Genomic DNA, 24,858 nt, shown 5'->3' on the forward strand with positions numbered 1-24,858 from the left:
CCCTCGGCTCAGGCCAGCAGTTCGATCCAGGACCCGAGGACGGGATCGCCCGCGAGCGTGGGGAAGTCGATCTCCGCATGTCCAGCCGACCGCCATTTCTCCACCAGCGCCATGATGCGCACCGAATCGAGCCCGGCATCGAGCAGATCGGTCTCCGTGGTCAGCTCGGCGGGCTCGATACCCAGCGCGGTGGCCACGTCACCGATCACCTGTTCGTCGGTCATGTCTCATTCCTCTCGATCGAAGTCGGCGACGCCGCGCTTCCAGTACCCGGCGATGAGCGAGTCCTTGGGGCCGATGCCCAGGTCGTCGCGGACGATCTTGCGGACTCCGCGCAGGCAGCCCGCCTCACCGGCCACCCACGCGAAGACGCGGTGCCCGGCGGGGACTTCCACGCCGCGCACGGCCTGCTCGAGCAGGTCGCCGGTGCCCGGCTCGCGCTCACCTCGATGCAGCCACCGCACCGCGACGCCGTCGGGGCCGTCGAGCGGGATCTGCTCCTCGGGCCCGGCCACCTCGATCAGCGCCCAGCCGGTGGTCTCGCGCGGCATGCGCTCGAGCAGGCGAGCGATGGCGGGTAGCGCGGTGATGTCACCGACGAGCAGATAGTCGTCATAGGTCTGCGGAATGACGACACCACCGGGCGGGCCCGCGATGTACACCTTGGTCCCCGGGGTGACCGAGCCCGCCCAGTCGGAGGCGAGGCCACCGGGATGGATGACGAAATCGATGTCGAGTTCGTTGTCTTCGACGCTGTGGCGGCGCACCGTGTACTCCCGCGAGACCGGTCGCGGGTTACCCCACTCGAGCATCGTGCCCTCGAGCTTGGGCAGCCGGAGCACGCCGTCCGCGCCCGGGAAGATCAGCCGCACATGCTCATCGGGGACATAGCTGTGGAACGTCGCGATGTCCGGGCCGCCGAAGGTGATCCGCCGCAGTGCCGCGCCGAGGGGAACGACCCGCACCACCTCGACTTCCTGCAGGCCGATCGGGTACGGCACCTTGGCGTAGTGCTCACCGGCGAGCACCTCGGCGATGTTGTCGGCGTAGGCACTGCGATCCTTCACCCTTGTTCCTTTCTGTACAGCGGCCCGGCGCCGAGCGCCATCAGGCCGGTGAGTATCAGGACGACGACGCCGTAGAGCACGAGCGCCCGTCCGGGAGCGAACATCTGGCCCGCGACACCGGCCACCATCGAGCCGACCGCGGTACCGGCGACCGACTGGACCATCAGCAGGCCCGACATCCGCCCCCGCAGGTGATCGGGCGTGGCCTGCTGCAGCATGGCGTAGCGCAGCACCATGTTCACGGCTCTGGCCAGGCCGAACCCGGCGAGACCGAGGAACACCAGCGCCGCGTGCGACCACAGCCCGGCCGCGATGACGCCGACCGGCATCAGCGCCAGCGAGATCAGCAGGGCCCGGCCGGTATGGACGCGGCTCATCCAGCCGCTGCTGAGCGTGCCGAGCACCGCACCGGCTCCCGGCGCCGCGTAGAGCAGGCCGAGAGTGCCGGCGCCCGCGTCGAGTTCGACATCGGCGAAGGCGGGCAGCAGCACCAGCGGTCCGCTGACGAGCATCCCGATCAGCCCGGTCAGCAGGATGAGCCGGATGGATTCGTGGCGCGCGGCGAAGGCGATGCCCGCCGCGAGCTCGCGCACCGGGTTCTGCAGGTCGCGTTGCGGTGGCGGGGAGGGTCCGATCGCGGTGATCAGCCCGACGGTCGCGGTGGTCGCCAGGGCGCAGAGGAAATAGGCCGTGGCCACACCGGCTTTCGCGACGAGCAGTCCGGCGACCGCCGGGGTGAGCATCGTGCCGAGGTCGGTGGTCAGCGAGACCAGCGCGCCCGCGGCCGCCACCTTCTCCCGGCCCACCAGCACCGGAACCATGGCCATCAGCGCCGAACCGCTCACCCCGCCAGCGAGGCCGTCGACGACGGCGGCGAGATAGATCGCGGGCAGCATCGGATCCGGCAGCACGGCGTTCACCCCGAGCAGCAGGAAGCCGATCCCCGCCGCGCTGCGCGACCATTGGATCACCGTGCGGCGGTCGTAACGGTCGGCGACCACGCCGCCGGCGAGACTGCCGAGGAACAGGGCCGCCGCGGTCGTGGTGGCGACCCCGGCGACCTGCACGCTCGAGCCGGTCAGCTGATAGACCTGCAACGGCAGGGCCACCATCAGCAGCCCGATGCCCAGCACCGACACCAGCCGCGCCGCGAACGCGCACCGGAACGGGCGCGAGACCCGCAGCGGGCTGAGGTCGATGAGCAGGCCGCCGGCGGCGCTCATGGGCGGCGATCCGTCCGGGGCGATTCGACCGGGCTCACTTGAAGCGTCCCACGAGCAGATCGAGGGTGGTCATGACCGTGCGGTAGTCCGGCCGCGAGCTGGTCGCGGGGAGCTCGAACACGGTGCCCGCCTTGAACGCGGGCAGTGTCGCGTACATCGGATCGGCGCGCAGTTCCTCGAGCGAACGGCCACCGGCGAGCGGGATGGTGAACAGCACCGGCGCATCGATCACGGTGTTGAGCAGTTCGGGGCTGAAGCTGATGAAATCGGCGCTCTGCTCCTTGGCCGGATTGCCCGCCTTGTCCTCGAGCCGCGTGTCCAGCGTGAACCCGACCTCCGAGAGCAGGGTCGGCAGCGCGGCGGTCGGCACGAACAGGGTCGGCTTCTGGCTCTTGATCGACTGCATGACCACGGTCGCGCCGGCCGGCGCCTTGATCTTGCTCTTGGCCTCGGCCAGCTTGGCCTGGTAGTTCGCGATCAGGGTGTCGACCTTGCCCGGCTTGTTCACCGTCGCCGCGATGAACCGCAGCTGGTCCTGCCAGTAGGTGGTCTCGGTCGGCATCAGCACGGTCGGCGCGATGGCGCTGAGCTGGTCGTAGGCGTTCACCGACTGCTGGCCCGGGAAGCCCTGGCCGCCGCCGATGATCAGATCGGGACGCTGCGCGGCGATGAACTCCAGGTTGATGTTCTCACCGGACGGAACCGGCTGGGTGCCTTGCTTCTTCGCGTCCTCGGCCCAGCCGCTCGGGAACTCGCCCGGCTTGTTGGGCACACCGAGCAGGCGCGGGTCCGCCGCGACGACCGTGGCCTCGAGATCGTAGAGGTAGCCGGCCAGGTTGCCGTTGAGCACCACGATGCGCTGCGGATCGGCGGGAACCTTGATGGGCCCCTTCGCGGACGGCACTTCGCGCGGGCCCGAGTCGGTGGACTCCGAGGTCGAGGTGCCGCACGCGGTGAGCGCCGCGACCAGGGCGAGAACGAGCAGGGCGAGGGCGGCGCGGAGGCGGCCCGATGATCGGTTGCTGAACATGGACGGGGATTTCCTCATTTCTGTCGAACGGCTGCTACTGCGGGTCGGCCCGTGCGTCACTGGACCTGGGCCGCGTTCGTCGCCAGCGGAATCACCAGTGGCGTCCCGGTTTCCGGGTCGTCGACGATCCGGCAGCGCAGCGAGAAGACCTCGTGGACGAGCTCGGCGGTGACGATCTGGGCAGGCGCGCCGGTGGCGACGATCCGCCCGTCCCGCATGGCGATCAGGTGATCGGCGTAGCGGAAGGCGTGGTTCAGGTCGTGCAGGACGGCGACGACCGTGCGGCCCGACTCGCGGTTCAGCGTTCGGCACAGGTCGAGCAGCTGGATCTGGTAGGCGATGTCGAGATAGGTCGTCGGCTCGTCGAGCAGGATGATCGGGGTGTCCTGGGCGAGCACCATGGCGATCCAGACGCGTTGGCGCTGACCGCCCGACAGCTCTTCGACCGGTCGCGCCGACAGCTCGGTGACGCCGGTGGCCGCCATCGCGGCCGCCACGGCCTGCTCGTCGGCCGTGGACCACTGCCGCAGCAGGGTCTGGTGGGGATAGCGGCCGCGCGCGACGAGATCGGCGACCCGGATGCCGTCCGGCGCGGTGGAGGTCTGCGGCAGCAGGCCGATCTGCCTGGCCACCACCTTCGCGGGCGGCGCGGTGATCGGCTTGCCATCGAGCAACACGGTGCCGGTCTCGGGGGTGAGCAGGCGGGCCAGGGCCCGCAGCAGTGTCGATTTGCCGCAGGCGTTGGGGCCGATGATCACGGTGAACTCGCCGTCGGGGATGTCCACGGAGAGCTGGTCGCTGATCGTGGTGCCCTGGTAGCCGAGGCGGACCCGGTCGGCGCGCAGCCGTGAGGCGTGAGAGTCGGTCATGTCGCTTTCCCTAGTTCCGTCGCGCTTCGGCGACGAGCAGATACGCCAGGTAGAGGCCGCCGATCGAGGCGGTGACGATGCCGACCGGCACGGTGGTCGGCGCCAACGCGTGCTGGGCGATCCAGTCGCAGGTGGCCAGCAGCGTCGCGCCCATCACCGCCGCGGGCACCAGCGCGATCGACGGTGTGCGGGTGAGCCTGCGCGCCAGATGCGGTGCGGCGAGCGCGACGAAGGCGATCGGGCCTGCCACCGCCGTGGCCACCGAGGTGAACGCGACGCTGAGCGCGATCAGCCAGCCGGTCGCCCTGCTGACGTTCAGGCCGAACGCGCGCGCGGTGTCGTCACCGAGCTCGAGGATCCGCAGCCGCGGCGCCGCGGGGATCAGTGCCAGCGCCGGCACCGCCAGGATGATCAGGGTCGGTGCGACCTGCGGCCAGGACAGGCCGTTGAGCGAGCCGGCGCCCCAGGCCGCCGCCGACATCGCCGCGTCCAGGTCGGCGCGCAGGATCAGCCAGGTGTTGATCGAGGCCAGCATGGCACTGACGCCGATGCCGACGATGATCATCCGGAAGCCGGTCACGTTGTACCGGAAGGCGAGCAGGTGGATCACCAGCGCGGCGCCGAGGCCGCCGATGATCGCGCCCGCCGCGGTCTGGAAGTGCCCGCCGCCCAGGGTCAGGATGGCGATCAGCGCGCCGGTGTAGGCGCCGGTGTTGAACCCGATGATGTCGGGGCTGCCCAGCGGATTCCTGGTCACCGACTGCAGGATCGCCCCGCTCACGCCGAGCGCGGCGCCCAGCGCCAGGGCCAGCAGGATGCGCGGCAACCGCCAGTCCCACACCACCAGCCGGTCGAACCGCTCGTCGCCGACGAACAGCGCGCGCAGCACCCGGGCCGGCGGGATCAGGTAGTCGCCGCTGCCCAGCGCGAGCACGGCGGTCGCGAGGGCGATCACCAGCAGCACCGCGCACACCACCACGGTGCGCACGCCGATCCTGGCGGTGAAACCCAGCCGGCGGGGCCGGATCACCAGCATCGCCCGGCCGAAATCGATTCCCGAACTCATACGGCGGCACCCACTTTCGCGCGGCGGGCCAGCCAGATCAGCACCGGTGCGCCGAGGAACGCGGTGATCAGGCCGGCGGGGACCTCATCGGGGCGGATGATGACGCGGCCCAGCACATCCGCGGTGATCACCAGGATCGGCGCCAGCACCAGCGAGTAGGCGAAGATCCAGCGCTGATCGGGGCCGACCAGCCACCGGGCGATATGCGGGACCGCCAGGCCGACGAAGGCGACCGGGCCCACCGCGGCGGTCGCGGTGCCGCACAACAGGACCAGCGCCAGGGCGGTGCACAGCCGGGTGCGGGTGACGTGCACACCCAGCGATCGCGCCAGGTCGTCGCCGAGGGCCACCGCGTTGAGCGAGCGGGCGCACAGCGCCGCGATCAGCAGCCCGACCACGATGAACGGGGTCGCGCCCGTGACGATCTCGAAGCCGCGTCCGGCCAGCGAGCCGGAGTCCCAGCGACGCATCTCGTCGAAGGCCTTGGGGTCGAGCAGCATCAGGCCGCGGGTGAGTCCGCTGAGCACCGCGGTCGCGGCCACGCCCGCCAGGGTCAGCCGCACCGGATCGGTCCCGGTTCGCCCGGCGGTGCCGAGCCGGTACACGACGACGGAAACCAGTGCGGCGCCGGCGAATCCGAACCAGACGTAGGAGGTGATATCGCTCACGCCGAGGAGTCCGACCGCGATGGTGATCGCGAACGCCGCGCCCGCGTTGACGCCGAGCAGGCCCGGATCGGCCAGCGGATTGCGGGTCAGACCCTGCATCAAGCAGCCCGCGACACCGAGCGCGAGCCCGGCCAGCAGGCCGAGCAGCGTGCGGGGGACCCGGTACTCCATGACGGTCACGTGGTCGGGTGTGGTGCTCGTCCCCGTCAGCGCCAGCCAGACCTCGCCGACCGGAATCGATTTCGTGCCGACGAGCAGGCTGAGTACGCAGGCCGCGACCAGCACGGTTACCGCCAGCAACCACCCGCACCACCGCGGACTCTTCATCAGGGGTTCTCTCTCGCTGCGAACACTGTCTCGAAGGGAGGTTAGCCTAAGCAAGGTCTTGATAGGTGAGGCTTACCTAGCTATGGTCTCGGTTCGTTCGGTCCGCAGTTTGTGCGCCGCGCAGTTCACCACGAGGAACACGAAAGGTTCACCCCCGTGAAAATCACCAAGTTCGCCCTGCTGGCCTCCACCGTCAGCGTTGCCCTCGGCATCGCGGCAGGCACCAGCCACGCAGCCCCCGCCGCGGACCCGAGCGCGCCGATCAACTACACCGCCACCACCACCGAGACCAACACGGTCATCGGGACCGACTCGGGCTCGCTGGTTGTCGAGGACGGGGTGTTCAAGATCAAGGCGGCCGACGGCACCACCGTCGCCGGCAGCGAACTATCGTTCCGTGTCGACGAATTCGTGTTCCCGATCGCCGCCGACATCTCCGGCCGCACCGCGACCCTGACCCCGCAGTTCGACCTCGCGCACGCCACCTACAAGCCGGTCGCGCTGCCGTACGAGGACAAGGCGCCGTGGAAGAACGAGTACGACCGTGAGCAGGCCGCCTGGAGCCGTCTGGGCAGCACCATCTCCCTGGGCGCCAGCATCGCGACCCTGGTCGGCGGCCTCGGCGGCGGCGCGGTCGGCTGCGTGCTCGGCGGCATCGCGGGCGCCACCATCGCCTCGGCCACCATCGTCGGCATGTTCGGCCCGTTCATCCCCGCCGCGGCCGTCGGCTGCGTCGCGGGCATCATGGCCATCGGCGCCCTGGGCACCCTCGCCGGCCAGATCTTCATCACCGCCCCCGTCGCGATCATGGCCGCGGTCCAGTACTTCACCACCATCAACTCCCCGATGCCGAACAACCCCGCGCCCGCCAAGTAGGTCGCCCCAGAACACTCGTGGAGGGGACAACTGACGAGCTGACGAATCCCGCCCGACTACCGTCGCGCGGGATCTCGTCGGCTCGTAGATCCGGCCGAGAGGAAGAGTGGTGACACCGCTGTCGTAGTCGGACCGAACGACGATCTCGTACACCTTGTTCAGTACCCATCTCGACGATGAGTGGGAGGCGGGCTGGGGGCGAACGCGTGCCGAGATCAACTCGCCATGAGTCGCGCGGCAACCGGTCGCTGATCAGCCACCCCGACGAGCGGCTCGCGCATCAGCGGCCGGTGGCAGAATCGTGCGATGACAGCCGACCGGGCCGACCTGCACCGCGAACTCTCGGCCTTTCTGGCTTCCCGCAACGACATCGAACTGGCCGCGCTCGTGGACGAGGGGCGCGGGGTCGGTGTGGGCGTTGGCGGCGGGGCGGCGGTAATCGACGTCGACGGCGTCGCGGTATTCGTCAAGCGCATCCCGCTGAGTGATCGCGAGCTCGCCCACTGGGGTAGTACCGCGAATCTGTTCGACCTACCGGTCTTCTGTCAGTACGGCATCGCGGGCCCGAGTTTCACCGCGTGGCGGGAACTCGCCGCGAATGTCCTTGTCACCGAGGCGGTTCTGGCGGGAGAAGCTCGGTTGTTCCCACTGCTGTATCACTGGCGGGTGCTGCCCGGCCGGGCGCCGATCGCGGCCGAACACACCGATATCGACACGGTCGTCGCCGCGCAGGGTGATTCGCCCGCGGTGCGGGTCCGTCTCGAGGCGCTGGCTGCCGCGACGGCGAGCCTCGTGCTGTTCTGTGAATACCTTCCGTACGGGATTGCGGACTGGCTGCGGGAGGACCCGGTGGGCAGGGCCGTGGTCGTCGAGCGGCAGATGTCGGAGATCGTGGGATTCCTCGGCGATCGGGAATTACTGCATATGGACGGGCATTTCGGCAATCTGCGCAGCGACGGGGAGCGGATCTATCTCACCGACTTCGGGCTGGCCACCTCGCCGCGCTTCGACTTGTCGGACGCCGAGCGCGAATTCGTCGCACGTCACGTGACGCTTGACGCCGACTATCTCGCCATGCGACTGGTCAACTGGGTGGTGACCGATATCTGCGGAATATCGACGCCGGCCGGGAGTGCTCCCGTCGCCCGCAACGAGTACGTACTCCGATGCGCGGCGGGGCATATCCCCGACGACGTGGCACCGGTCGTAGCCGCGATCCTGGCTCGCCACGCACCCGCCGCGGCGACGCTGAACGCCTTCTACTGGAAACTGTTCGCAGGCGAGGTCCACGCGGAATACCCCGGCACAGCGAGAGCGGCCGATTCCCAGGTCGGTCGTCGGCACGGGCCGCCAGGGGACTAGCTCGGGTCGGCGTCCGGGGTGGGCGTTGCGTCGTTCGGGGCCGGGAGGTGACGGAGCAGAACCAGCACCAGGACCGTGGCGACCGCGGTGAGGCCGATGGCGACCAGTGAATTCACCTGGAGGGCATGGGTGTAGGACTGGCGGGCGAGAGTGGCGAGTTCGGCGCCGAGGGTTTCCGGGAGCATGGCGGCGACGTGGAGAGCTCCGGCCAGGGTGTCCTCGGCGGCGTGCGTGACCTCGGTGGGCAGCCCGGCGGGCAGGCTCTCGGTCATCCGGCCGCGGTAGACCGCGGTTCCGATGCTGCCGATCACGGCGACACCGAGCGCGGCGGACAGTTCCTGGCCGGTCTCGGAGATCGCGGACGCGGCGCCGGCGCGGGCCGGGTCGACGGCGCCGACGATCAGGTCCAGGCCGAGCACGAACATCGGACTCAGGCCGAGGGAGAACACGACCATGCCGGTGACGATCAGCGCAAGGTCGTCGGCGCCGGAGAGCTGGGTGAAGATCGCGTACCCGGCCATGGCGATCACCAGCCCGCCCGCCATCAGATAGGCCGGCCGCACCCGTGGTGCGAGGGCGCTCACCACCCCGGCCGCCACGACCATCGCCGCGGCCTGCGGCACCGTCCACAGCCCGGCTTCGAAGGCCGACAGCCCGAGTACCAGTTGCAGGTACTGCGACAGCAGCAGGAACAGTCCGCCCATGGCGAGCATGGCGACCATCAGCGCGACGAGCGAACCGCTGAATCGCACATTGCCGAACAGCCGCAGGTCGATGAGCGGATCGGTGAGCCGCCGCTGCCGCAGGACGAACACCGTGCCCAGCACCAGTCCGGTCCCCAGTACCGCGATCGCGTCGACCGCCCAGCCGTCCTTGGCCAGTTCCTTGATGCCGTAGATGACGGCCATCACCGACAGCAGCGACAACACCGCGCTCAGCACATCGAGCCTGCCCGGATTCGGGTCCTTGTACTCGGGCAACAGGATCGGCCCGGCGACCAGCAGCAGCACCATCGCGGGCACCGCGACCAGGAACACCGAGCCCCACCAGAAGTTCTCCAGCATCGCCCCGCCGACCAGTGGGCCGATCACCATGCCGATCATGAAGCTGGTCATCCACACGCTGATCGCGGTGGTGCGCTGGCGGTCGTCGTGGAACATGTTGCGGATCAGCGCCAGCGTCGACGGCATCAGGGTCGCGCCCGCGATGCCGAGCAGCGCCCGCGTGCCGATCAGCATGTTCGCGCTGGTGGAGTACGCGGCGACGATCGAGGCGACGCCGAACGCGAGCGCGCCGATCATCAGCAGCCGGCGCCTGCCGATCCGGTCACCGACGGTGCCCATGGTGATGAGGAATCCGGCGACCAGGAAGCCGTAGATGTCGAGGATCCACAGCAGCTGGGAGCTGCTCGGTTGCAGCGCCTCGCTGATCTGCGGGATGGCGAGGTAGAGGACGCTCAGATCCATCGAGATCAACAGCGTCGGCAGGGCGAGTACCGCCAGTCCGATCCACTCCCTGAGCCCGGCCGTCGTGGTGGGTTCGCCTGCGGCCTGCTCGCTCTGCGTGGACGTCACGGCCTCGACGTTACCGACGAATCGGCCGCATGTGCCAGGCGTTTTTCGGCGCCGCGGCCGGTCCGCCCGCCGAGAAGTCATTGGACATTGCCGGGCCGGTGCCGCGAGGATGGGCGCGGTGTCCTCACGTAATGAACAGCTCAGGCTCGTCGATCCGCCGCGTCAGCCGGAGGATCCGGGCGAGCGGTTTCCGTGGTCGGCGGCCATCGACTCCACCTACTCGACCCGCGACGCCATCGACGCGCTGGCGCTCGCGCCGTTCCTGCGCGGTGACCAGTCCTTCGCCCGGCAGGCGCACCTGGATCGGGTGCGCCCCGACGCGCCCCTGCGCCCGGCCGACTCCCGGATCGTGCGCTCGGTGGCCGACGACGACAGCAGCGCGTTGCTGGTCGAAGGCGACGGCTGGTCGCTGCGGGCGGTGCGCTGGGCGGGCGGGTCGGCCACGGTCGAGGTGACCGCGGTCAGCGACGAACTCGCCGTCGCCGTGCTGGCCGGGGCCACGGCCGACGCCGTGCAGCCGCCGGGTGCCGGCGCCACCGTGGAAATGGGCTTCTGGCACATGGATGTCCGGCGGCCGCTGCGCAGGCGCCGCCAGATCAGCGCGCCCGCCTGGGCGGAGATCCGCGGCAACTACGCCGCGCCGGTCTCGGCGAGCATGGATCGGTTGATGGCGCTCGAGGTCGCCGAGATCAGAGGCAGGCTGGTGCTGCTGCACGGCGAACCGGGCACCGGCAAGACCACCGCGTTGCGCGCGCTCGCGCGGGCGTGGTCGTCGTGGTGTCAGGTCGACTGTGTCGTCGACCCCGAGGAACTGTTCAGCAATCCCGGCTATCTCATGGAAGTGGCGGCGGGCGCCGACGGCGACGACGGCAGCCGCTGGCGCCTGCTGGTGCTCGAGGACTGCGACGAACTCATCCGCGGCGAAGCGAAAGAGGCCGCGGGACAGAAACTGTCGCGCCTGCTCAACCTCACCGACGGCATGCTCGGGCAGGGCCGCAACGTGCTGATCGCGGTCACCACCAACGAGGACCTGTCCCGCCTGCATCCCGCGGTGGTGCGCCCAGGCCGCTGCCTGGCCCAGATCGAGGTCGGCCGCCTGTCGCCCACCGAGGCCCGCGACTGGCTCACCGCACAGGACTGTCCGCCGGGCGAGCCGATCGGTCGCGAGGGCGCGACCCTCGCGGAGCTGGTCGCCCGCCGCGACGGCGAGATCCAGATCCAGTCCGTCACCCCGGACGCGACCGAGGTCGGCATGTACCTGTGACGCTCACGCGGGCGTGTGGGCCCTGATCAGTTCGGTGAGGTGGCGGCCGACGCGATCCAGCGGCTCGGTGCTGTGCTTGGCCAGCGACATCACCACCGCGCCCTCGATCGAGGCGATGACCGTGGTCGCCAGGGATCGGGCGGTGTCGGGGGCGATGTTCTCCGCGCGCAGCCGCGTCTCCAGGGCATGTTCCCAGTCCCCGAAGGCCTCGCCCGCGGCGTCGGCCGCCGACGCGGATTCCGAGCGGCCGAGGGCGGCCGCGACGATCGGGCAGCCCGCCAGGAAATCGCTGGACTCGACGACGTGCTTCCACGCGTCGGCGAAGGAGGCGATGGTCGTCTCCGGCTTCGCGTCGGCGCCGAACGTCTCGATGAGCGTCGTCATCGCCCGCCCGGCGACCCGGGTGGCCTCGGTGATCAGCTCGGATTTGCCGCCGGGGAAGTTCAGGTAGATCGTCCGGCGGGAGAGCCCGCTGTGGTCGAGCAGTTGCGCGACTCCGGTCCCGGTCACGCCGTTGCGGCGGACCAGGTCGATCGCGCTCTGCACGAGTCCGTCGCGCGCTGCCATCGGCGTCCTTTCGGTCGGTTCGATTGAAGTATACCGATCGGTGTACTACCGTTCGGGCAAGTACACCGATCGGTGTAGCGCGCGATCCGTGGAGGAGTCGACGATGACAGCCCTGAGTGACCCGCTCGCCCTGCCGTGCGGCCAGGTGCTCGGCAACCGGCTGATGAAGGCCGCCCTGAGCGAGGGTCTCGGCACCCCGGCGGCGGGACCGGACGAACGCCTCGACCGGCTCTATCGCCGCTGGGGAACCGGCGGCTTCGGCCTGGTGGTGACCGGCAATGTCATGGTCGATCGCGACCATCTCGGCGAACCGGGCAATGTCGTCGTCGAGGACGAGCGCCATCTCGACGACCTGCGCCGCTGGTCGGCCCACGCGACCGGGGCGGGCGCCCGGATCTGGATGCAGATCAATCATCCCGGGCGCCAAGCGAATCCGCTGATGACCAAAGTCCAGCCGGTGGCGCCGTCGGCGATCGGCCTGGGCCTGCCCGGCATCCCCGCGCCGCGCGCGCTCACCGACGCCGAGATCGTCGAGATCGTGCACCGCTTCGCCACCACCGCGCGGATCGCCGAGCGGGCGGGTTTCGACGGCGTGCAGATCCACGGCGCGCACGGATATCTCGTCTCCCAGTTCCTCTCGCCGCTGGCCAATCAGCGCGAGGACCGCTGGGGCGGCGACCCCGAGCGGCGGGCGCGGTTCGTGCTCGAGGTGGTCCGCGCGATCAGGGCCGAGGTGTCCTCGACGTTCGCGGTCGCGATCAAGCTCAACTCCGCCGACTTCCAGCGCGGTGGTTTCACCGAGGACGAGTCGCGCGCGGTGGTGCGGCGCCTGGCCGACGAGCGTCTCGACCTGATCGAGATCAGCGGCGGCAGTTACGAATCGCCGGCCATGATGGGCAGGCCGGTGGCCCGCTCGGCGAGCACGGCGGCGCGCGAGGCGTACTTCCTCGAGTACGCGCGGTCGGTACGGGCGGTCGCGGGCTCGGTGCCGCTGGCCGTCACCGGCGGCTTCCGGTCCCGTCCGGCCATGCTCGACGCGGTCGAGTCGGGGGAGTGCGATGTGGTCGGCCTCGGGCGTCCCACCGCCGTCGATCCCGGCGCGGCCGCGCAGATCCTGCATCAGCGCACCGAGCGCCTGCATTCGCCCAGCATCACGCTCGGCCTGCCCGCGCGGGTGGCGACGCTGCCCAATGTCAAGAGTCTCGAAGGCGCCCTCGACCTGCAGTGGCACACCGACCAGCTGCATCGTCTCGGCGCGGGCGCCGACCCTGATCCCGACCGCGCGCCGTGGCTCACGGCGGCGGCCATGCTCAAACACCATGGTGTCGACGCGTTCCGGAGCAGAAGGAGTTCTACCGTGACCCGGCCGGCGAAGGACCCGGCTCTGCGCAAGTTCGAGTTCGAACGCGCGGTGGGGCGCTATCTCGCCAACCCGACCGTCCGCGCTCTGAGCCGCATCGGCATCCGCACTTCGTTCGCGACCGAACTGGAGACGACCGGCCGCAAGTCCGGGCAGGCCAGGGTGGTCCCGGTGTCGGTGTCGTTCGACGACACCGGCGCCTGGGTGATCAGCCAGCACGGGACCAGGTCGGGCTGGGCGGCCAATATCGGGGCCGAGCCGAAAGTTCGCGTCCGCCAGGGTGATCGGTGGCGGACCGGGGTCGCGGAATTGCGTCCGGCCGACGACGTCGTCGCGCGGGCGCGCAGCTTCGCGCCCAACCCGGTCTTCGCCGGGCTGACGGCGGCGACCTTCCGCGCATTGCAGAGCACGCCGATCTCGGTCCGGATCACCTTCACCGACTGACGACCTCGGCCCGCGCGGCACAGGCCAGGGTGAGCACGAGCGGCACGGCCAGCGCCGCGGTGAGCGGGACGAGGGCGGTCAGCCAGCCGATCATGGCCGGCCCGGCCAGCAGCCCGAGATAGCCGATGGTGAACACCCGGGACATGTCGGTCGCGGCGGTCGTGCCACCCAGATTGCCCGCCGCGGTGAAGATCTGGGGCACTCCACCGGCCAGCCCCAGGCCGCACATCGCCCAGCCCGCCAAGGTCAGCGGCAACCACGGCGACGCGATGACCACCGCGAAACCGGCCGCGGCCAGCAGGCTGCCGTAGCGCACGATGGCGACCGGACCGATCGCGCCGCTGACCCGGTCGGCCAGGAACCGGCCCAGCGTCATGGTCGCGGAGAAGGCGCCGAACGCCAGGGCGGCATCGGATTCGGAGACGCCCAGGTGTTCGCGCGCCTGGAGCGCGCTCCAATCGCCCGCGACGCCTTCGGCGAGCAGCAGGACGAAGGCGATGACACCGAGGGAGAGCACTTTTCGGGTGCGCACTCGGGCGCGCTGTTCTGTCGTCGGCCCGGTGGACGGGTCCGACGCCGTGATCGTCGATCGGGTGGCATCGGTGGCGCCCGGTTCGGCGCCCACCGGCGGGGCGAGTTCCGGGCGCCCGTCGCGGGTCATCGCCTCGGCCGGGTACGCGCGGTCGGGCTCACCCGCGTCCGCCTCGGGCGTCCGGTCGGGGTCGTCGTAGTGCTCCGGTCGTGAATCGGCGTCGGACCGGTGGTGCGGAATCAGGTGTGGCACGAGCACGGCGGTGACAGCCAGTCCAGCGATCCCCGCGAGGGTCAGCGTCAACTGCGGTGACCAGCCGAGGCGCTGGGTGGCGGCGCCGACCAGCGCGCCCGCGAACCCGCCGCCGGAGAACATGGCGTGGAACGCCGACATGATCGGCCGGTGATAGGCCCGCTCGACGTGCACCGCCTGGGTGTTCATCGAGACATCGAGCGCGCCGTTGCCGAGTCCGAAACAGGCCAGCGCGATCGCCAGCGTCACCGGGCCCGTGGCCAGCGCGGGACCGAGCACCGTCACCGAGACGGTGGTCGCGGCCACCGCGACGAGTGTGCGGCTGCCGAATCGGTCGGCGGCCGGGCCCGCGAGCCGCATCCCCACGATCGCGGCCCCGGCCAGCAGCAGGACGAACATCCCGAGCAACGAGGCCGACACCCCGGTCCGATCGGTGATCGCCGGAATGTGCACCACCCACATGGCCAGCAGGAACCCGTTCAGTGTGAACACGGAGAACACGGCGGCCCTGGCGAACCGGAGCTCGCGGTCGATCGTCGCTGGAGTCACCGATTCGACGGTACCCGCGCCCGCTGCCGGACGCGGGCAGACCGAGCCGACCACGCGCTGCCGGTCCGGGCGCGCAGCGCGTTGGCAGCCGGCTCACTCCTGGGGCGTCCAGATTCCAGTGGCCGCGGTCTCCTTGGCGTATTCGCTGAAATCCCGCGGCGCGCGGCCGAGCGCGCGCTCGACGCCGTCGGCGGTGGCGGAGTTGCGGCCGTCGAGGATGGTGCCGAACAGGTAGTCGAGCAGGCTGATCACATCGTCGGGGACCTGGTATTCGGCCAGTGTCGCAACGAATTCCGGGCGCGAGGCCGGGATGAACGCGATCTCGCGGCCGCTGGCCGCGGCGATCTCGCCCACGGCCTCGGCGAAGGTCAGGGCCCGCGCCCCGGTGATCTCGTAGATCTCGCCCGCGTGCCGGGCATCGGTGAGCGCGGCCACGGCGACCTCGGCGATGTCGTCGGCGTGCGCGAACGGTTCGGGCACATCGCCGTTGGGCAGGGCGACCGCGCCGGCGAGCACGTCGGGCAGGAAGGCGCCCTCGCTGAAGTTCTCCGCGAAGAAGGCGGAGCGGACCACGGTCCAGGCCAGGCCCGAATTCTCCACGATCACTTCGCATTCGCGCGCTTCGGGCTCGCCGCGACCGGACAACAGGACCACCGAGGTCACCCCGGCCGCCTTCGCGGCGGCGGTGAACGCGTGGATGACATCCGGTGCGCCGGGGACGGCGAGATCGGGCTGGTAGGACAGGTAGACCGAGTCGACCCCGGCCAGGGCCGGGCCCCAGGTGGCCCGGTCGGTCCAGTCGAACGGGATCGGGGCGGTACGCGAGCCGAGCCGGACCGGGTGGCCCGCGGCCGCCAGGCGCGCCGCGACACGGCTGCCGGTCTTGCCGGTGCCGCCGGTGACGAGGAAAAGCTGCTGGTGAGAAGCGGTGTTTGTCATGAGATAAGTACATCGGTCCTGGGCCGCGGGCAACATCGTCGTACCGCTCGCGAACATGCGCGGTCGTCTACTGTGGACGACGTGGATGCGTTGGCCGGACTGCTCGAAGGGCCGCGTGCTCGCGGTGCGTTCCTGATGTGCTCGCTGCTGAACCCGCCGTGGTCACTGCGGATCCAGGACGGCGCGCCGTTGACGGTGCTCGCGATGATCCGGGGAAACGCCTGGGTCGGTACCGATTCCCAGCCGCCGCGGCAGCTCCGCGCCGGTGATGTCGCGATCTTCCGTGGGCCGCACCCGTATACGGTGGCCGACGATCCGGCGACCGAACCGCAGATCATCATCCAGCCGGGTCAGGTCACCACCACCGCCGATGGTGAGATCCTGTGCGAGACACTGAGTCTCGGGGTACGACAGTGGGGCACCGACGCCGACGGCGAGACGCTGATGGTGACCGGCACCTACGAATCGGCGGGTGCGGTGAGCAGGCGGCTGCTGCGGGCGCTGCCGCAGGTCGCGGTGCTGCCGCGTGGTGATCTCGACACCCGGCTGCTCGATCTGCTCGTCGACGAGGCCACCAAGGACCTGCCTGCCCAGACCGCCGTGCTGGACCGCCTGCTCGACCTGCTGCTCATCGCCGCCCTGCGCGCGTGGTTCGCCCGCGACGACGCCCCCGCCTGGTATCACGCCTACAGCGATCCGCTGGTCGGCAAGGCCCTGCGCCTGCTCCAGCACAACCCGGCCCACCCGTGGACGGTGGTCGCGCTGGCCGAGGCGGTCGGGATGTCGCGGGCCGCGCTGGCCCGGCGGTTCACCGAGTTGGTCGGCGAGCCACCGATGACGTTCCTGACCGAATGGCGGCTGTCACTGGCCGCCGATCTGCTGGCCGAGTCCGACGCGACGGTGGAAGCCATCGCCCACCAGGTCGGCTACGGCAGCGCCTTCGCGCTCAGCACCGCATTCAAGCGGCACTTCGGGGTGAGTCCGCGCGACCACCGGCAGGGGAACACGGCCGCGCTGTCGTCGTCCGCATGAGCGGTCGGTTCCCGGCGGCGATCGCGGAACGTGGCCACGCCGGGCCGCGGGCCCATGCTGCATGATGACAGCGTGAGCTATCCCGTCCTGTGGCCGATGCCGACTCGCTGGGCCGACAACGACCAGTACGGCCACGTGAACAACGTGACCTACTACTCCTACTTCGACACCGCGGTGAACGCCTGGCTGATGCGCGCCACCGGCACGGATATCACCGCGCTGCCCGCGCTCGGCGTCGTCGCCCAGACCTCGTGCCGGTTCCACGGTTCGGTGAGCTTCCCCGACCAGTTGCAGGTCGGCCTGCGCATCGCCCGCCTCGGCACCTCGAGCATCACCTACGACCTGGCGATCTTCAAGGAGACCGAGGCGGGACTCGAACTGGCCGCGACGGGCGATTTCGTGCACGTCTATGTCGACGCCGACACCCGCAAACCGGTGGCGATCCCGGAGGTCGTCCGGACCGCCGCGGCCGAACTCGTCACCGAGTAGCCGAACTCAGGAGGCGATGACGCCGACCTCCGGCCATTCGCTCGCACGGCGGGCGCGCAGGATGATCTGGCCCGCCGGGCTGTAGCCGGGCGGGCCGGGTAGCGCCGAGAAGGTGGTCTTATCGATCACCAGCGCGGAATCGAGCTGGTCACGGCTGGGGCCGAAATGGTATTCGACCTCGGTGGTTTCGTCGCGAACCTTCTTGAAATACACCAGTGTTGCCATCGCCGGATCTCCGCGTAGACCTGCGCCGGTCAGCGGATCGTGACCGGCGGCTACCGACCATCGTGGCAGGGATCGAGCGATCGCGCGGCTACCTCGGGTGAATTGTTCCGAGCGAGTTGCGCGCTCACCCGCGCAGCATCGTCTGGAATCGGCGCATGCCGGAAATCCACCGGTCGTAGTCGGAGCCCTTGTTGCGGTACATCTGCAGGACCTCCTGGTGCGGCAGGATCAGGAAGTGCTCGGCGGCCATCGCCTCGATCACCGTCTCGGCGACCTCCTCGGTCGAGAGCACCGCGCCCGCCGTCGTCACGGCCTTGATCGCCAGCGCGGCCGCCTCCGGTGCGTCGGGGATCAGGTCGCCGCTGAGCAGCCGGGTATCGACGCCCATCGGGCACAGGCAGCTCACCCGGACGCCCTGGTCGCCGTAGGTGACCGAGAGCCATTCGGCGAAGCCGACCGCCGCGTGCTTGGTCACCGAATAGGGCGCCGAGCCGATCTGGGTGAGCAGCCCGGCCGCCGACGCGGTCGAGACGAAGTACCCGCCGCCGCGCTCGACCCAGCCGGGTACGAGCAGCCGCGCGGCGCGCACATGCGCCATCACGTTCACCTCGAGTGCCGCCGACCACTGGTCCTCGGTGCTCTCCAGACCGGGTCCGCCGCCGATGCCCGCGTTCGCGAAGAACAGATCGACCGGACCGAACGAGCCTTCCGCCGCCGCGATGAGCTCGGCGATCACCTGCTCGTCGGCCACGTCACCGCCGACCGCGACGGCGTTCTCGCCCAGCTCATTTGCTACTTTCGCCGCGGTGTCCGCGTCGATGTCGGCGACGACGACCCGCGCGCCGCCCGCGACGAGCCGATGCGCGAGCGCGGCGCCGATGCCGCCGCCCGCGCCCGTGACGATGCCGACCTTGCCTGCAATCTCCATGACCGCACCCTAACGGCGGCCGTCACCGCCCGGCGGGGAATTCCGCCACCACGGTGTACAGCGCGGGGTGCGCGGTGGCATAACTCGGCGCGGCCGAGAGCCGCCGCTGGAATTCGGGGCTCGCGCCCGCGGCGCGCCAGGCCTGCTCGCCGTCCCAGTGCGCGATATCGACCAGTGGGAAGCGGACGCCGGGGTCGATGGCTCGGTGCAGGCGGTTGTCCCGGAGACCGGGCGCGCGCGACATCAGGCCGGCGCGGGTGTGCCAGTGCCCGATGAACTCGTCGATCCGCGCCACGGGCAGATCGAAGGCGTTGACGAAGACGATGCCCGCACCGGTCGCCGGCGCCTCGGCGGTGTACTGGGCGGCCACGCCGTAGCTGCCGGTCGCCGCCTCGACCGGCGCCGTGAACAGGGGCGTGGTGCTGTCGACGTCGACGACGCCGACCGAGATCAGCTGATGCGCGGTGCCGCGCTCGATCGCCCGGAGCAGGACGGCGGTAGCCACGCCCGGCACGAGATCGGGCCGCCACGCGGGCCGCAGGGCGTCGACTCGCGCGGCCGAGGTCTCGACGATGCTGATCTCGATCATGGTGCCCACCTGAGGAATTCGGCCCGTTCCCGACGCGGTGCCGCTGCGTCGAGGATAGGCCGAGTCACCGCGTCGTGCCCGCCGTCAGGTGGTGACCGCCGCCGCGGGCTGCGGTGCCTGCGCCACCGGTTCGGCCGGGGCGATCGCGGCGCGGGCCATGGTGCCGAGGCGGGTGTGGTTGAAGACCAGGTTCAGCAGGAACGCGGCGCCGGCGCCCAGCGTGACGCCGCTGTCGAGCAGGATCTGCGCCGAGGTCGGGAACTTGGTGAACATGCCGCTGGTCAGCTCGGGCAGCAGGCCGATGCCGATCGCGGTCGCGGCGATGGTGGCGTTGACCCGGTCGAGCAGGTCGGCCTGGCGCAGCGTGTTGACGCCGACCACCGCGACCGTCGCGAACAGCACCAGCCCGACCCCGCCGACCACCGGCTTCGGGATCGCCGCGACGACCTCGCCGATCCGTGGCACCAGCCCCAGGACCACCAGGATCGCGCCGCTCACCGCGGTCACGTACCGGCTGTAGATCCGCGTCGCCGCGACCGCGCCGACGTTCTGGTTGAAAATCGTGTCGACGAACGCGGTGAAGACCCCGCCCAGCACGCCCGAGAGGCCGTCACCGACCAGGCCGCGGGCCAGATCGCCCTTGCCGACGGGCTTGCCGGTGATCTCGCTGATCGCGAGCATGCTCGCGGTCGACTCGGCGAACACCACGGCCATCACGATGCTCATCGCCACCACCGCGGTCACCGGGAACTGCGGTGCGCCGAAGTGGAAGGGCTGCGGGATCCCGACCCAGTCCGCGGTGCCGATGCCCGCGGTGCTCACCAGGCCCATCGGCAGCGCGATCGCGATCCCGGCGACCAGCGCGATGAGCACGCCCAGTTGCGACCACACCCCGCGGCCGAGGCAGACGAACCCGACCGCGATCAGCACCACGACCGCGGCCAGCCCGATGTTCGACGGCGCGGCGAAGCTCGGCGACTTCGGGTCGGTGCCGATGATCAGGCCCCCGGCGACCCCGATCAGCGACACCCCGACCACCGTCAGCACGGTTCCGGTGACCAGCGGTGGGAACAAGCGCACGACCCGGGCGAACGGCCAGGCCAGCGCGATGCCGACGACACCGCCGATCAGCATCGACCCGTAGACGGCGTCCAGGCCGTACTCCTTGGCGATCAGGATCATCGGATTCAGGCCGACGAAGGTCGCGCCACATACGATCGGCAGGCGCGCGCCCGCCAGCTTGCCAACGCCGAGGCTCTGCACCAGCGTGATGATCCCGGCGACCAGCAGATCGGCGCTGATCAGCAGTCCAATCGTCGACCGGTCGAGCCCAGCGGCCGCGCCGAACACCAGCGGCACGGTGATACATCCGGTGTACATGATCAAGACGTGCTGGATGCCGAACACCAGCTGCCGCGCGAACGGCAGCCGGGTGTCGACGGGATGTAACTCACTCATGCACCTGTTTGTAGCCCGCCATTTTTACCGCCGATGCGCGTCGTGTTTCGGCGGTGTGACGGGTCGGGTATATCGCTCAGACGCGGCTGAGCAGCGTCAACGGGTCCTCGAGGAAGCCGGCGGTGGTCGCGAGGAAGCGGGCGCCGAGCTCGCCGTCGACCATCCGGTGATCGAAGCTCAGACCCAGTGTGGTCACCCAGCGCACGGCCAGTTCGTCGCGGAACACCCACGGCCGCTTGCGGATCGACCCGAGGCACAGGATCGCGGCCTCGCCCGGATTCACCAGCGGCACCCCGGTGTCCACGCCGAACACCCCGACATTGGTGATGGTGAAGGTGCCGCCGCGCAGATCGGCGGGCGTGGCGTTGCCCGATCGGGCCGTCTCGGCCGACCAGCTGATCTCCCGGCACAGTTCACGCAGGCTCAGCGACTGCGCCTCCTTGAGATTCGGCACCAGCAGCCCGCGCTCGGCGGCCACCGCGATCCCCAGGTTCACGTAGTGCTTGGTGACGATCTCCTGGTTCTGCTCGTCCCAGGCGGCATTGATTCCCGGATACTCCGCGATCGCCGCCAGCGCGGCCTTGGCCACCAGGGCCAGCGGAGTGAGGGTGAGTCCCTCGAACGATGTCGTCGTGCGCAGGTGATCGAGCAGTTCCATCGTGGCGGTGCAGTCGACGGTGACGAAGGTGCTGGCCTGCGGGATCGTGCGGGAGCTGGCCTGCATCGCCGCGGCGGTGCGCTTGCGGATGCCGGTGACGGGGGTGCGGTGCTCGCGGGCGGTCGGCTCGATCAGCCCGCCGTCGGCGTCGCCGGAGTGCCCGTCGACCGGCGCGGGCGCGGTCTCACCCGCGCGCGCCGGTGTCCTCGGTGCCGTCAGCGGGACGGCCGAGCGCACGTCCTCCACGGTGACCGCGCCCTCCGGCCCCGAGCCTGCGACGAACCACAGATCGATGCCGAGTTCCTTGGCCAGCTTGCGCGCCGCGGGCGTGGCCGCCGCGCGATGAGTGCTCGGCGTGCTCGACGCCATCGCGGCCGCCGGGGTGGATCTGCGCCTGCGCGAGGTGGATTCGGCCTCCGGGCCGTAGCCGACCAGCACGTCGTTGCGGGTGACGTGGTCGGCGGTCGGCGGCGCGGTGACCTCGAGATCGTTGCGCACCCGGATCAGCGGCGCACCGACCGGAACGGTGTCGCCCGGCTGGGCCAGCAGCTCCACGACCACCCCGGAGAACGGCGACGGCAGCGCGACGACGGCCTTGGCGGTCTCGACCTCCGCGATGGTCTGGTTCAGTTCCACCGTGTCGCCGACCGCGACAGCCCAGGACACCAGGTCACCGTCGGCGAGGCCCTCGCCCAGATCGGGTAGGCGGAATTCGAGAACATGACCGTCGTCGGCGGCTTGTTCCGGCACTGCGGCACCTTTCATCACGCGGCTAGACAGCGATCGACCGCCGCCAGAATGCGGTCGGGGTCGGGCAGGTGGTGCTTTTCGAGCTTAGCCGGGGGGTAGGGGATGTCGTAGCCACCGACGCGCAGCACCGGCGCCTCGAGGTGATAGAAGCAGCGTTCGGTGATCCTGGCCGCGATCTCGGCGCCGAGCCCGGCGAAGACCGGCGCCTCGTGCACGATGATCAACCGGCCGGTCTTGTCGACCGATTCGGCGATCGTGTCGACGTCGATCGGCGAGAGACTGCGCAGATCGATCACCTCCAGCGAATGTCCTTCCTCGGCCGCGATCTTCGCCGCAGTGAGCGCGGTGGCGACGGTGCCGCCGTAGGCGACCACGGTCGCGTCCGCGCCGCGGGTGCACACCCTGGCCTTGTGCAGCGGCAGATCCGGTTCGCCGTCGAAATCTACGTCGGATTTGTCCCAATAGCGACGTTTCGGTTCGAAGAACACCACCGGATCGTCCAGCGCGATGGCCTGGCGGATCATCGAATACGCGTCCGCGGGGGTGCTCGGCGAGACGACCCGCAGGCCCGCGGTATGCGCGAAATACACCTCCGGCGACTCCGAATGGTGCTCGACCGCGCCGATGCCGCCACCGAACGGAATGCGAATCGTCAACGGCGCCTTCACCTTGCCGCCGGTGCGGTAGTGGATCTTGGCGACCTGGGAGACGATCTGGTCGAAGGCGGGATAGACGAAACCGTCGAACTGGATCTCCACCACCGGGCGGTAGCCGCGCAAGGCCATTCCGAAAGCCGTGCCGACGATGCCGGATTCGGCCAGGGGAGTGTCGATCACGCGGTTGTCGCCGAAGTCCTTCTGCAAGGTGTCGGTCACCCGGAACACGCCACCGAGCCTGCCGATGTCCTCGCCGAGCAGGACCACCTTGGCGTCGTCTTCCATGGCGCGGCGCAGGCCGGTGTTGAGGGCGGCGGCGAAGGTGGTGATCATGACTGGGCTCCTTCGGCGAGGTAGGCCGAGAACTGCTGTGCCTCTTCGGTGATCAGGGGGTGCTCGGTCGCGTAGACGTGGTCGAACATGCGCTCGGGGTCGGGATCGGGCATCTCCAGCGTCGCGGTGCGCACGCGGCGGGCGACGTCGTCGGCGGTGGCGGCCACCTGGCGGGCGAACTCCGGGTCGAGGTGGCCCTCGCGGTCGAGCAGCAGGCGGATGCGCTCGATCGGGTCGCGGTGTTCCCAGTACTCGGTGTCGGCGGCGGTGCGGTAGCGCGACGGGTCGTCGGCGGTGGTGTGCGGGCCCATCCGGTAGGTCATCGCCTCGATGAAGGTGGGGCCGCCGCCGGTGCGGGCCCGCTCCACCGCCTGGCGGGTGACGGCGAGGACCGCCAGCACATCGTTGCCGTCGACCTGCACGCCCGGGATGCCGTAGCCGTCGGCCCGGCGCACCAGCGGCACGTGGCTCTGCACCGTCACCGGTTCGCTGATCGCCCACTGGTTGTTCTGGCAGAAGAAGACCACCGGCGCGCTCCAGGTCGCGGCGAAGCCGAGCGCTTCGGCGATGTCGCCCTGGCTGGTCGCGCCGTCACCGAAGTAGGCGATGGTGGCGATGTCGGCGCCGTCGAGGTGGGCGGCGTAGGCGTAGCCGGTGGCATGCAGCCCCTGGGAGCCGACGACGATGTTGGCGTTGGTCATGTTGACCGTGTCCGGGTCCCAGCAGTGATGGGCGACGCCGCGCCACAGGGTGGTCAGCTGCTCGGGCGCGACACCGCGGACGTAGGCCACCGCGGTCTCGCGGTAGGAGCAGAACACGTAGTCGTCGGGGTGCAGGGCGTGCGCCGAGCCCACCTGGGCGGCCTCCTGGCCGAGCAGCGGGGGCCACAGGCCGAGCTGTCCCTGGCGTTGCAGGGCGGTAGCCTCGACGTCGATCCGGCGGGTCACGACCAGGTCCTCGTAGAGCTGCCGCAACCGCCCGGCATCGATGTCGGCGACCAGCGCGGCGTGTTCGCGATCGAACACGCGCCTGCCGTCCGGCTGAACCAACTGGACCGGGTAGGTCTGCTTCTCCGACATCGAGATCGCCTCCTCACCACCGCGCCTTGTGGGCCGATGCAAGTACGACAATCGCTGAGTGCGATGTGTATCACTCAGCATCCACGATAAAGCCGACTGCGCAAGCGACCGACACGGCAATGAGCAGAATGCACGGTCTGGACCCGGCGCGCGCTGTCATACTGCGTCGTATGACAAGTCGCGAACCCGACGCCGTGACACTGGACGCCACCGACGCGCGGCTGCTGCGCGAGCTGATCGCCAATCCCCGGGCCACCGGCGTCGAGCTGGCCGCCCGCCTCGGCTTGTCCCGCAATACCGTCCAGGCCCGGCTGGCCCGCTGGGACAACGGCGGCGTGCTGGGCAGCTTCGAGCGACGCGTCGAGCCCCGCGCTCTCGGCTACCCGCTGGCGGCCTTCGTCGCGGTGGTCGTCGACCAGCATCAACTCGACTCCGTCGTCGACGAACTCGCCGACGTCCCCGAGGTCACCGAGGTCTGCGGCATGACCGGCTCCACCGACCTCACCGTCCGTATCGTCGCCCGCGACGCCGACGACCTCTACCGCATCGCCGGCCGGATCCTCAAGATCCCCGGCGTGGAACGCACCAACATGGCCCTGGTGATGCGCGAACTCGTCGGCCCCCGCACCGCCCCCCTCCTCGACCGCCTCGCCGGGCCGAACTGAGAGCCGTCGGCGGTGCGCCGCCCTGTG

At 70.3% G+C, this 24,858-nt stretch carries 25 protein-coding genes; 7 read left to right on the top strand and 18 right to left on the bottom strand.

From position 1 onward, the window contains the following. Nucleotides 1–8: 8 nt before the first annotated feature. The 7 genes from Q7X29_RS07980 to Q7X29_RS08010 are packed head-to-tail and all read right to left on the bottom strand — an operon-like array spanning nt 9 to nt 6,250. A complete protein-coding gene (locus Q7X29_RS07980) occupies nt 9–224 on the bottom strand; it encodes a phosphopantetheine-binding protein (RefSeq protein WP_218720943.1) in 216 nt (71 codons plus the stop codon). Nucleotides 225–227: 3 nt separating this feature from the next. After that, entirely contained in the window at nt 228–1,067 is an 840-nt protein-coding gene (locus tag Q7X29_RS07985; RefSeq protein WP_218720944.1) for a siderophore-interacting protein, read from the bottom strand. Next, nucleotides 1,064–2,290 carry an enterobactin transporter EntS gene (entS, locus tag Q7X29_RS07990; RefSeq protein ID WP_316573661.1) on the bottom strand — a complete coding sequence of 409 codons (1,227 nt, stop codon included), beginning with the start codon at nt 2,288–2,290 and terminating at the stop codon, nt 1,064–1,066. Before entS ends, Q7X29_RS07985 begins: the two co-directional genes overlap by 4 nt. A 34-nt stretch (nt 2,291–2,324) precedes the next feature. Further along, nucleotides 2,325–3,320, bottom strand: coding sequence for an ABC transporter substrate-binding protein (locus Q7X29_RS07995; protein ID WP_316573662.1), 996 nt, complete (start codon nt 3,318–3,320; stop codon nt 2,325–2,327). Between the two features lie 56 nt (nt 3,321–3,376). Then, nucleotides 3,377–4,189, bottom strand: coding sequence for an ABC transporter ATP-binding protein (locus Q7X29_RS08000; protein ID WP_316573663.1), 813 nt, complete (start codon nt 4,187–4,189; stop codon nt 3,377–3,379). A gap of 10 nt (nt 4,190–4,199) precedes the next feature. After that, nucleotides 4,200–5,255, bottom strand: coding sequence for a FecCD family ABC transporter permease (locus Q7X29_RS08005; protein ID WP_316573664.1), 1,056 nt, complete (start codon nt 5,253–5,255; stop codon nt 4,200–4,202). Then, nucleotides 5,252–6,250, bottom strand: coding sequence for an iron chelate uptake ABC transporter family permease subunit (locus Q7X29_RS08010; RefSeq protein ID WP_316573665.1), 999 nt, complete (start codon nt 6,248–6,250; stop codon nt 5,252–5,254). The genes Q7X29_RS08005 and Q7X29_RS08010 overlap by 4 nt, the downstream gene beginning before the upstream one ends. Before the next feature lie 156 nt (nt 6,251–6,406). Between Q7X29_RS08010 and Q7X29_RS08015 the strand changes: the two genes are divergently transcribed. Together Q7X29_RS08015 and Q7X29_RS08020 are read left to right on the top strand one after the other, a co-directional pair. Continuing rightward, nucleotides 6,407–7,126 carry a hypothetical protein gene (locus tag Q7X29_RS08015; RefSeq protein WP_316573666.1) on the top strand — a complete coding sequence of 240 codons (720 nt, stop codon included), beginning with the start codon at nt 6,407–6,409 and terminating at the stop codon, nt 7,124–7,126. Between the two features lie 306 nt (nt 7,127–7,432). Continuing rightward, the gene (locus Q7X29_RS08020) at nt 7,433–8,488 is read left to right on the top strand and encodes a serine/threonine protein phosphatase (RefSeq protein ID WP_316573667.1); all 1,056 of its coding nucleotides are present in this window, start codon (nt 7,433–7,435) and stop codon (nt 8,486–8,488) included. Here Q7X29_RS08020 and Q7X29_RS08025 read toward each other — a convergent pair. Then, complete coding sequence (locus tag Q7X29_RS08025) at nt 8,485–10,062, bottom strand: MFS transporter (protein ID WP_316573668.1); 1,578 nt, start codon at nt 10,060–10,062, stop codon at nt 8,485–8,487. The genes Q7X29_RS08020 and Q7X29_RS08025 overlap by 4 nt on opposite strands. 109 nt (nt 10,063–10,171) lie before the next feature. Between Q7X29_RS08025 and Q7X29_RS08030 the strand changes: the two genes are divergently transcribed. Then, nucleotides 10,172–11,326 carry a DUF5925 domain-containing protein gene (locus Q7X29_RS08030; RefSeq protein WP_316573669.1) on the top strand — a complete coding sequence of 385 codons (1,155 nt, stop codon included), beginning with the start codon at nt 10,172–10,174 and terminating at the stop codon, nt 11,324–11,326. Between the two features lie 3 nt (nt 11,327–11,329). Here Q7X29_RS08030 and Q7X29_RS08035 read toward each other — a convergent pair whose 3' ends face one another. Continuing rightward, the gene (locus Q7X29_RS08035; protein WP_316573670.1) at nt 11,330–11,893 is read right to left on the bottom strand and encodes a TetR/AcrR family transcriptional regulator; all 564 of its coding nucleotides are present in this window, start codon (nt 11,891–11,893) and stop codon (nt 11,330–11,332) included. Between the two features lie 103 nt (nt 11,894–11,996). Here Q7X29_RS08035 and Q7X29_RS08040 point away from each other — a divergent pair, with 103 nt between their 5' ends. Continuing rightward, nucleotides 11,997–13,697 carry a nitroreductase family deazaflavin-dependent oxidoreductase gene (locus Q7X29_RS08040; RefSeq protein ID WP_316573671.1) on the top strand — a complete coding sequence of 567 codons (1,701 nt, stop codon included), beginning with the start codon at nt 11,997–11,999 and terminating at the stop codon, nt 13,695–13,697. On the opposite strand, the gene Q7X29_RS08045 is transcribed toward Q7X29_RS08040, so the two are convergent. Further along, nucleotides 13,687–15,030 carry an MFS transporter gene (locus Q7X29_RS08045; RefSeq protein ID WP_316573672.1) on the bottom strand — a complete coding sequence of 448 codons (1,344 nt, stop codon included), beginning with the start codon at nt 15,028–15,030 and terminating at the stop codon, nt 13,687–13,689. The genes Q7X29_RS08040 and Q7X29_RS08045 overlap by 11 nt on opposite strands. A 93-nt stretch (nt 15,031–15,123) precedes the next feature. Continuing rightward, nucleotides 15,124–15,969, bottom strand: coding sequence for an NAD(P)H-binding protein (locus Q7X29_RS08050; RefSeq protein WP_218720957.1), 846 nt, complete (start codon nt 15,967–15,969; stop codon nt 15,124–15,126). Nucleotides 15,970–16,050: 81 nt separating this feature from the next. Between Q7X29_RS08050 and Q7X29_RS08055 the strand changes: the two genes are divergently transcribed. Continuing rightward, nucleotides 16,051–17,001 (top strand): AraC family transcriptional regulator, encoded by a 951-nt coding sequence (locus Q7X29_RS08055; protein ID WP_316573673.1) that lies wholly within the window; start codon nt 16,051–16,053, stop codon nt 16,999–17,001. Between the two features lie 54 nt (nt 17,002–17,055). Continuing rightward, nucleotides 17,056–17,490: an acyl-CoA thioesterase gene (locus Q7X29_RS08060; protein ID WP_218720959.1), complete on the top strand. Its 435-nt coding sequence runs from the start codon at nt 17,056–17,058 to the stop codon at nt 17,488–17,490. A 6-nt stretch (nt 17,491–17,496) separates the two neighbouring features. On the opposite strand, the gene Q7X29_RS08065 is transcribed toward Q7X29_RS08060, so the two are convergent. From Q7X29_RS08065 to pdhA, 7 genes are all read right to left on the bottom strand, one after another. Next, entirely contained in the window at nt 17,497–17,715 is a 219-nt protein-coding gene (locus tag Q7X29_RS08065) for a hypothetical protein (RefSeq protein ID WP_218720960.1), read from the bottom strand. Nucleotides 17,716–17,839: 124 nt separating this feature from the next. Then, nucleotides 17,840–18,643 carry an SDR family oxidoreductase gene (locus Q7X29_RS08070; protein WP_218720961.1) on the bottom strand — a complete coding sequence of 268 codons (804 nt, stop codon included), beginning with the start codon at nt 18,641–18,643 and terminating at the stop codon, nt 17,840–17,842. A 22-nt stretch (nt 18,644–18,665) separates the two neighbouring features. Continuing rightward, complete coding sequence (locus tag Q7X29_RS08075) at nt 18,666–19,232, bottom strand: antibiotic biosynthesis monooxygenase family protein (RefSeq protein ID WP_316573674.1); 567 nt, start codon at nt 19,230–19,232, stop codon at nt 18,666–18,668. Nucleotides 19,233–19,316: 84 nt separating this feature from the next. Further along, a complete protein-coding gene (locus tag Q7X29_RS08080) occupies nt 19,317–20,690 on the bottom strand; it encodes a uracil-xanthine permease family protein (RefSeq protein ID WP_316573675.1) in 1,374 nt (457 codons plus the stop codon). Nucleotides 20,691–20,766: 76 nt separating this feature from the next. Then, nucleotides 20,767–22,098, bottom strand: a complete 1,332-nt coding sequence (locus tag Q7X29_RS08085; RefSeq protein ID WP_316573676.1) for a dihydrolipoamide acetyltransferase family protein — start codon at nt 22,096–22,098, stop codon at nt 20,767–20,769. A gap of 14 nt (nt 22,099–22,112) precedes the next feature. Next, a complete protein-coding gene (locus Q7X29_RS08090) occupies nt 22,113–23,087 on the bottom strand; it encodes an alpha-ketoacid dehydrogenase subunit beta (RefSeq protein WP_316573677.1) in 975 nt (324 codons plus the stop codon). Further along, on the bottom strand, nt 23,084–24,166 hold the full coding sequence (gene pdhA, locus Q7X29_RS08095) for a pyruvate dehydrogenase (acetyl-transferring) E1 component subunit alpha (RefSeq protein WP_316573678.1): 1,083 nt from the start codon (nt 24,164–24,166) through the stop codon (nt 23,084–23,086). The genes Q7X29_RS08090 and pdhA overlap by 4 nt, the downstream gene beginning before the upstream one ends. A 170-nt stretch (nt 24,167–24,336) precedes the next feature. On the opposite strand from pdhA, the gene Q7X29_RS08100 reads away from it, so the two are divergent. Beyond that, nucleotides 24,337–24,831 carry an Lrp/AsnC family transcriptional regulator gene (locus Q7X29_RS08100; protein ID WP_218720967.1) on the top strand — a complete coding sequence of 165 codons (495 nt, stop codon included), beginning with the start codon at nt 24,337–24,339 and terminating at the stop codon, nt 24,829–24,831. The last annotated feature ends 27 nt before the right edge of the window (nt 24,832–24,858 follow it).

Source organism: Nocardia canadensis, assembly GCF_032656385.1.
Classification (GTDB): domain Bacteria; phylum Actinomycetota; class Actinomycetes; order Mycobacteriales; family Mycobacteriaceae; genus Nocardia; species Nocardia canadensis.

Bases quoted from the DNA above. Each gene is read 5' to 3' on its own strand.
- Q7X29_RS07980 (WP_218720943.1), bottom strand. From the start codon at position 224: ATGACCGACGAACAGGTGATCGGTGACGTGGCCACCGCGCTGGGTATC.
- entS (WP_316573661.1), bottom strand. From the start codon at position 2,290: ATGAGCGCCGCCGGCGGCCTGCTCATCGACCTCAGCCCGCTGCGGGTC.
- Q7X29_RS07995 (WP_316573662.1), bottom strand. From the start codon at position 3,320: ATGTTCAGCAACCGATCATCGGGCCGCCTCCGCGCCGCCCTCGCCCTG.
- Q7X29_RS08000 (WP_316573663.1), bottom strand. From the start codon at position 4,189: ATGACCGACTCTCACGCCTCACGGCTGCGCGCCGACCGGGTCCGCCTC.
- Q7X29_RS08005 (WP_316573664.1), bottom strand. From the start codon at position 5,255: ATGAGTTCGGGAATCGATTTCGGCCGGGCGATGCTGGTGATCCGGCCC.
- Q7X29_RS08010 (WP_316573665.1), bottom strand. From the start codon at position 6,250: ATGAAGAGTCCGCGGTGGTGCGGGTGGTTGCTGGCGGTAACCGTGCTG.
- Q7X29_RS08020 (WP_316573667.1), top strand. From the start codon at position 7,433: ATGACAGCCGACCGGGCCGACCTGCACCGCGAACTCTCGGCCTTTCTG.
- Q7X29_RS08030 (WP_316573669.1), top strand. From the start codon at position 10,172: ATGGGCGCGGTGTCCTCACGTAATGAACAGCTCAGGCTCGTCGATCCG.
- Q7X29_RS08035 (WP_316573670.1), bottom strand. From the start codon at position 11,893: ATGGCAGCGCGCGACGGACTCGTGCAGAGCGCGATCGACCTGGTCCGC.
- Q7X29_RS08040 (WP_316573671.1), top strand. From the start codon at position 11,997: ATGACAGCCCTGAGTGACCCGCTCGCCCTGCCGTGCGGCCAGGTGCTC.
- Q7X29_RS08050 (WP_218720957.1), bottom strand. From the start codon at position 15,969: ATGACAAACACCGCTTCTCACCAGCAGCTTTTCCTCGTCACCGGCGGC.
- Q7X29_RS08060 (WP_218720959.1), top strand. From the start codon at position 17,056: ATGCTGCATGATGACAGCGTGAGCTATCCCGTCCTGTGGCCGATGCCG.
- Q7X29_RS08065 (WP_218720960.1), bottom strand. From the start codon at position 17,715: ATGGCAACACTGGTGTATTTCAAGAAGGTTCGCGACGAAACCACCGAG.
- Q7X29_RS08070 (WP_218720961.1), bottom strand. From the start codon at position 18,643: ATGGAGATTGCAGGCAAGGTCGGCATCGTCACGGGCGCGGGCGGCGGC.
- Q7X29_RS08075 (WP_316573674.1), bottom strand. From the start codon at position 19,232: ATGATCGAGATCAGCATCGTCGAGACCTCGGCCGCGCGAGTCGACGCC.
- Q7X29_RS08080 (WP_316573675.1), bottom strand. From the start codon at position 20,690: ATGAGTGAGTTACATCCCGTCGACACCCGGCTGCCGTTCGCGCGGCAG.
- Q7X29_RS08090 (WP_316573677.1), bottom strand. From the start codon at position 23,087: ATGATCACCACCTTCGCCGCCGCCCTCAACACCGGCCTGCGCCGCGCC.
- pdhA (WP_316573678.1), bottom strand. From the start codon at position 24,166: ATGTCGGAGAAGCAGACCTACCCGGTCCAGTTGGTTCAGCCGGACGGC.
- Q7X29_RS08100 (WP_218720967.1), top strand. From the start codon at position 24,337: ATGACAAGTCGCGAACCCGACGCCGTGACACTGGACGCCACCGACGCG.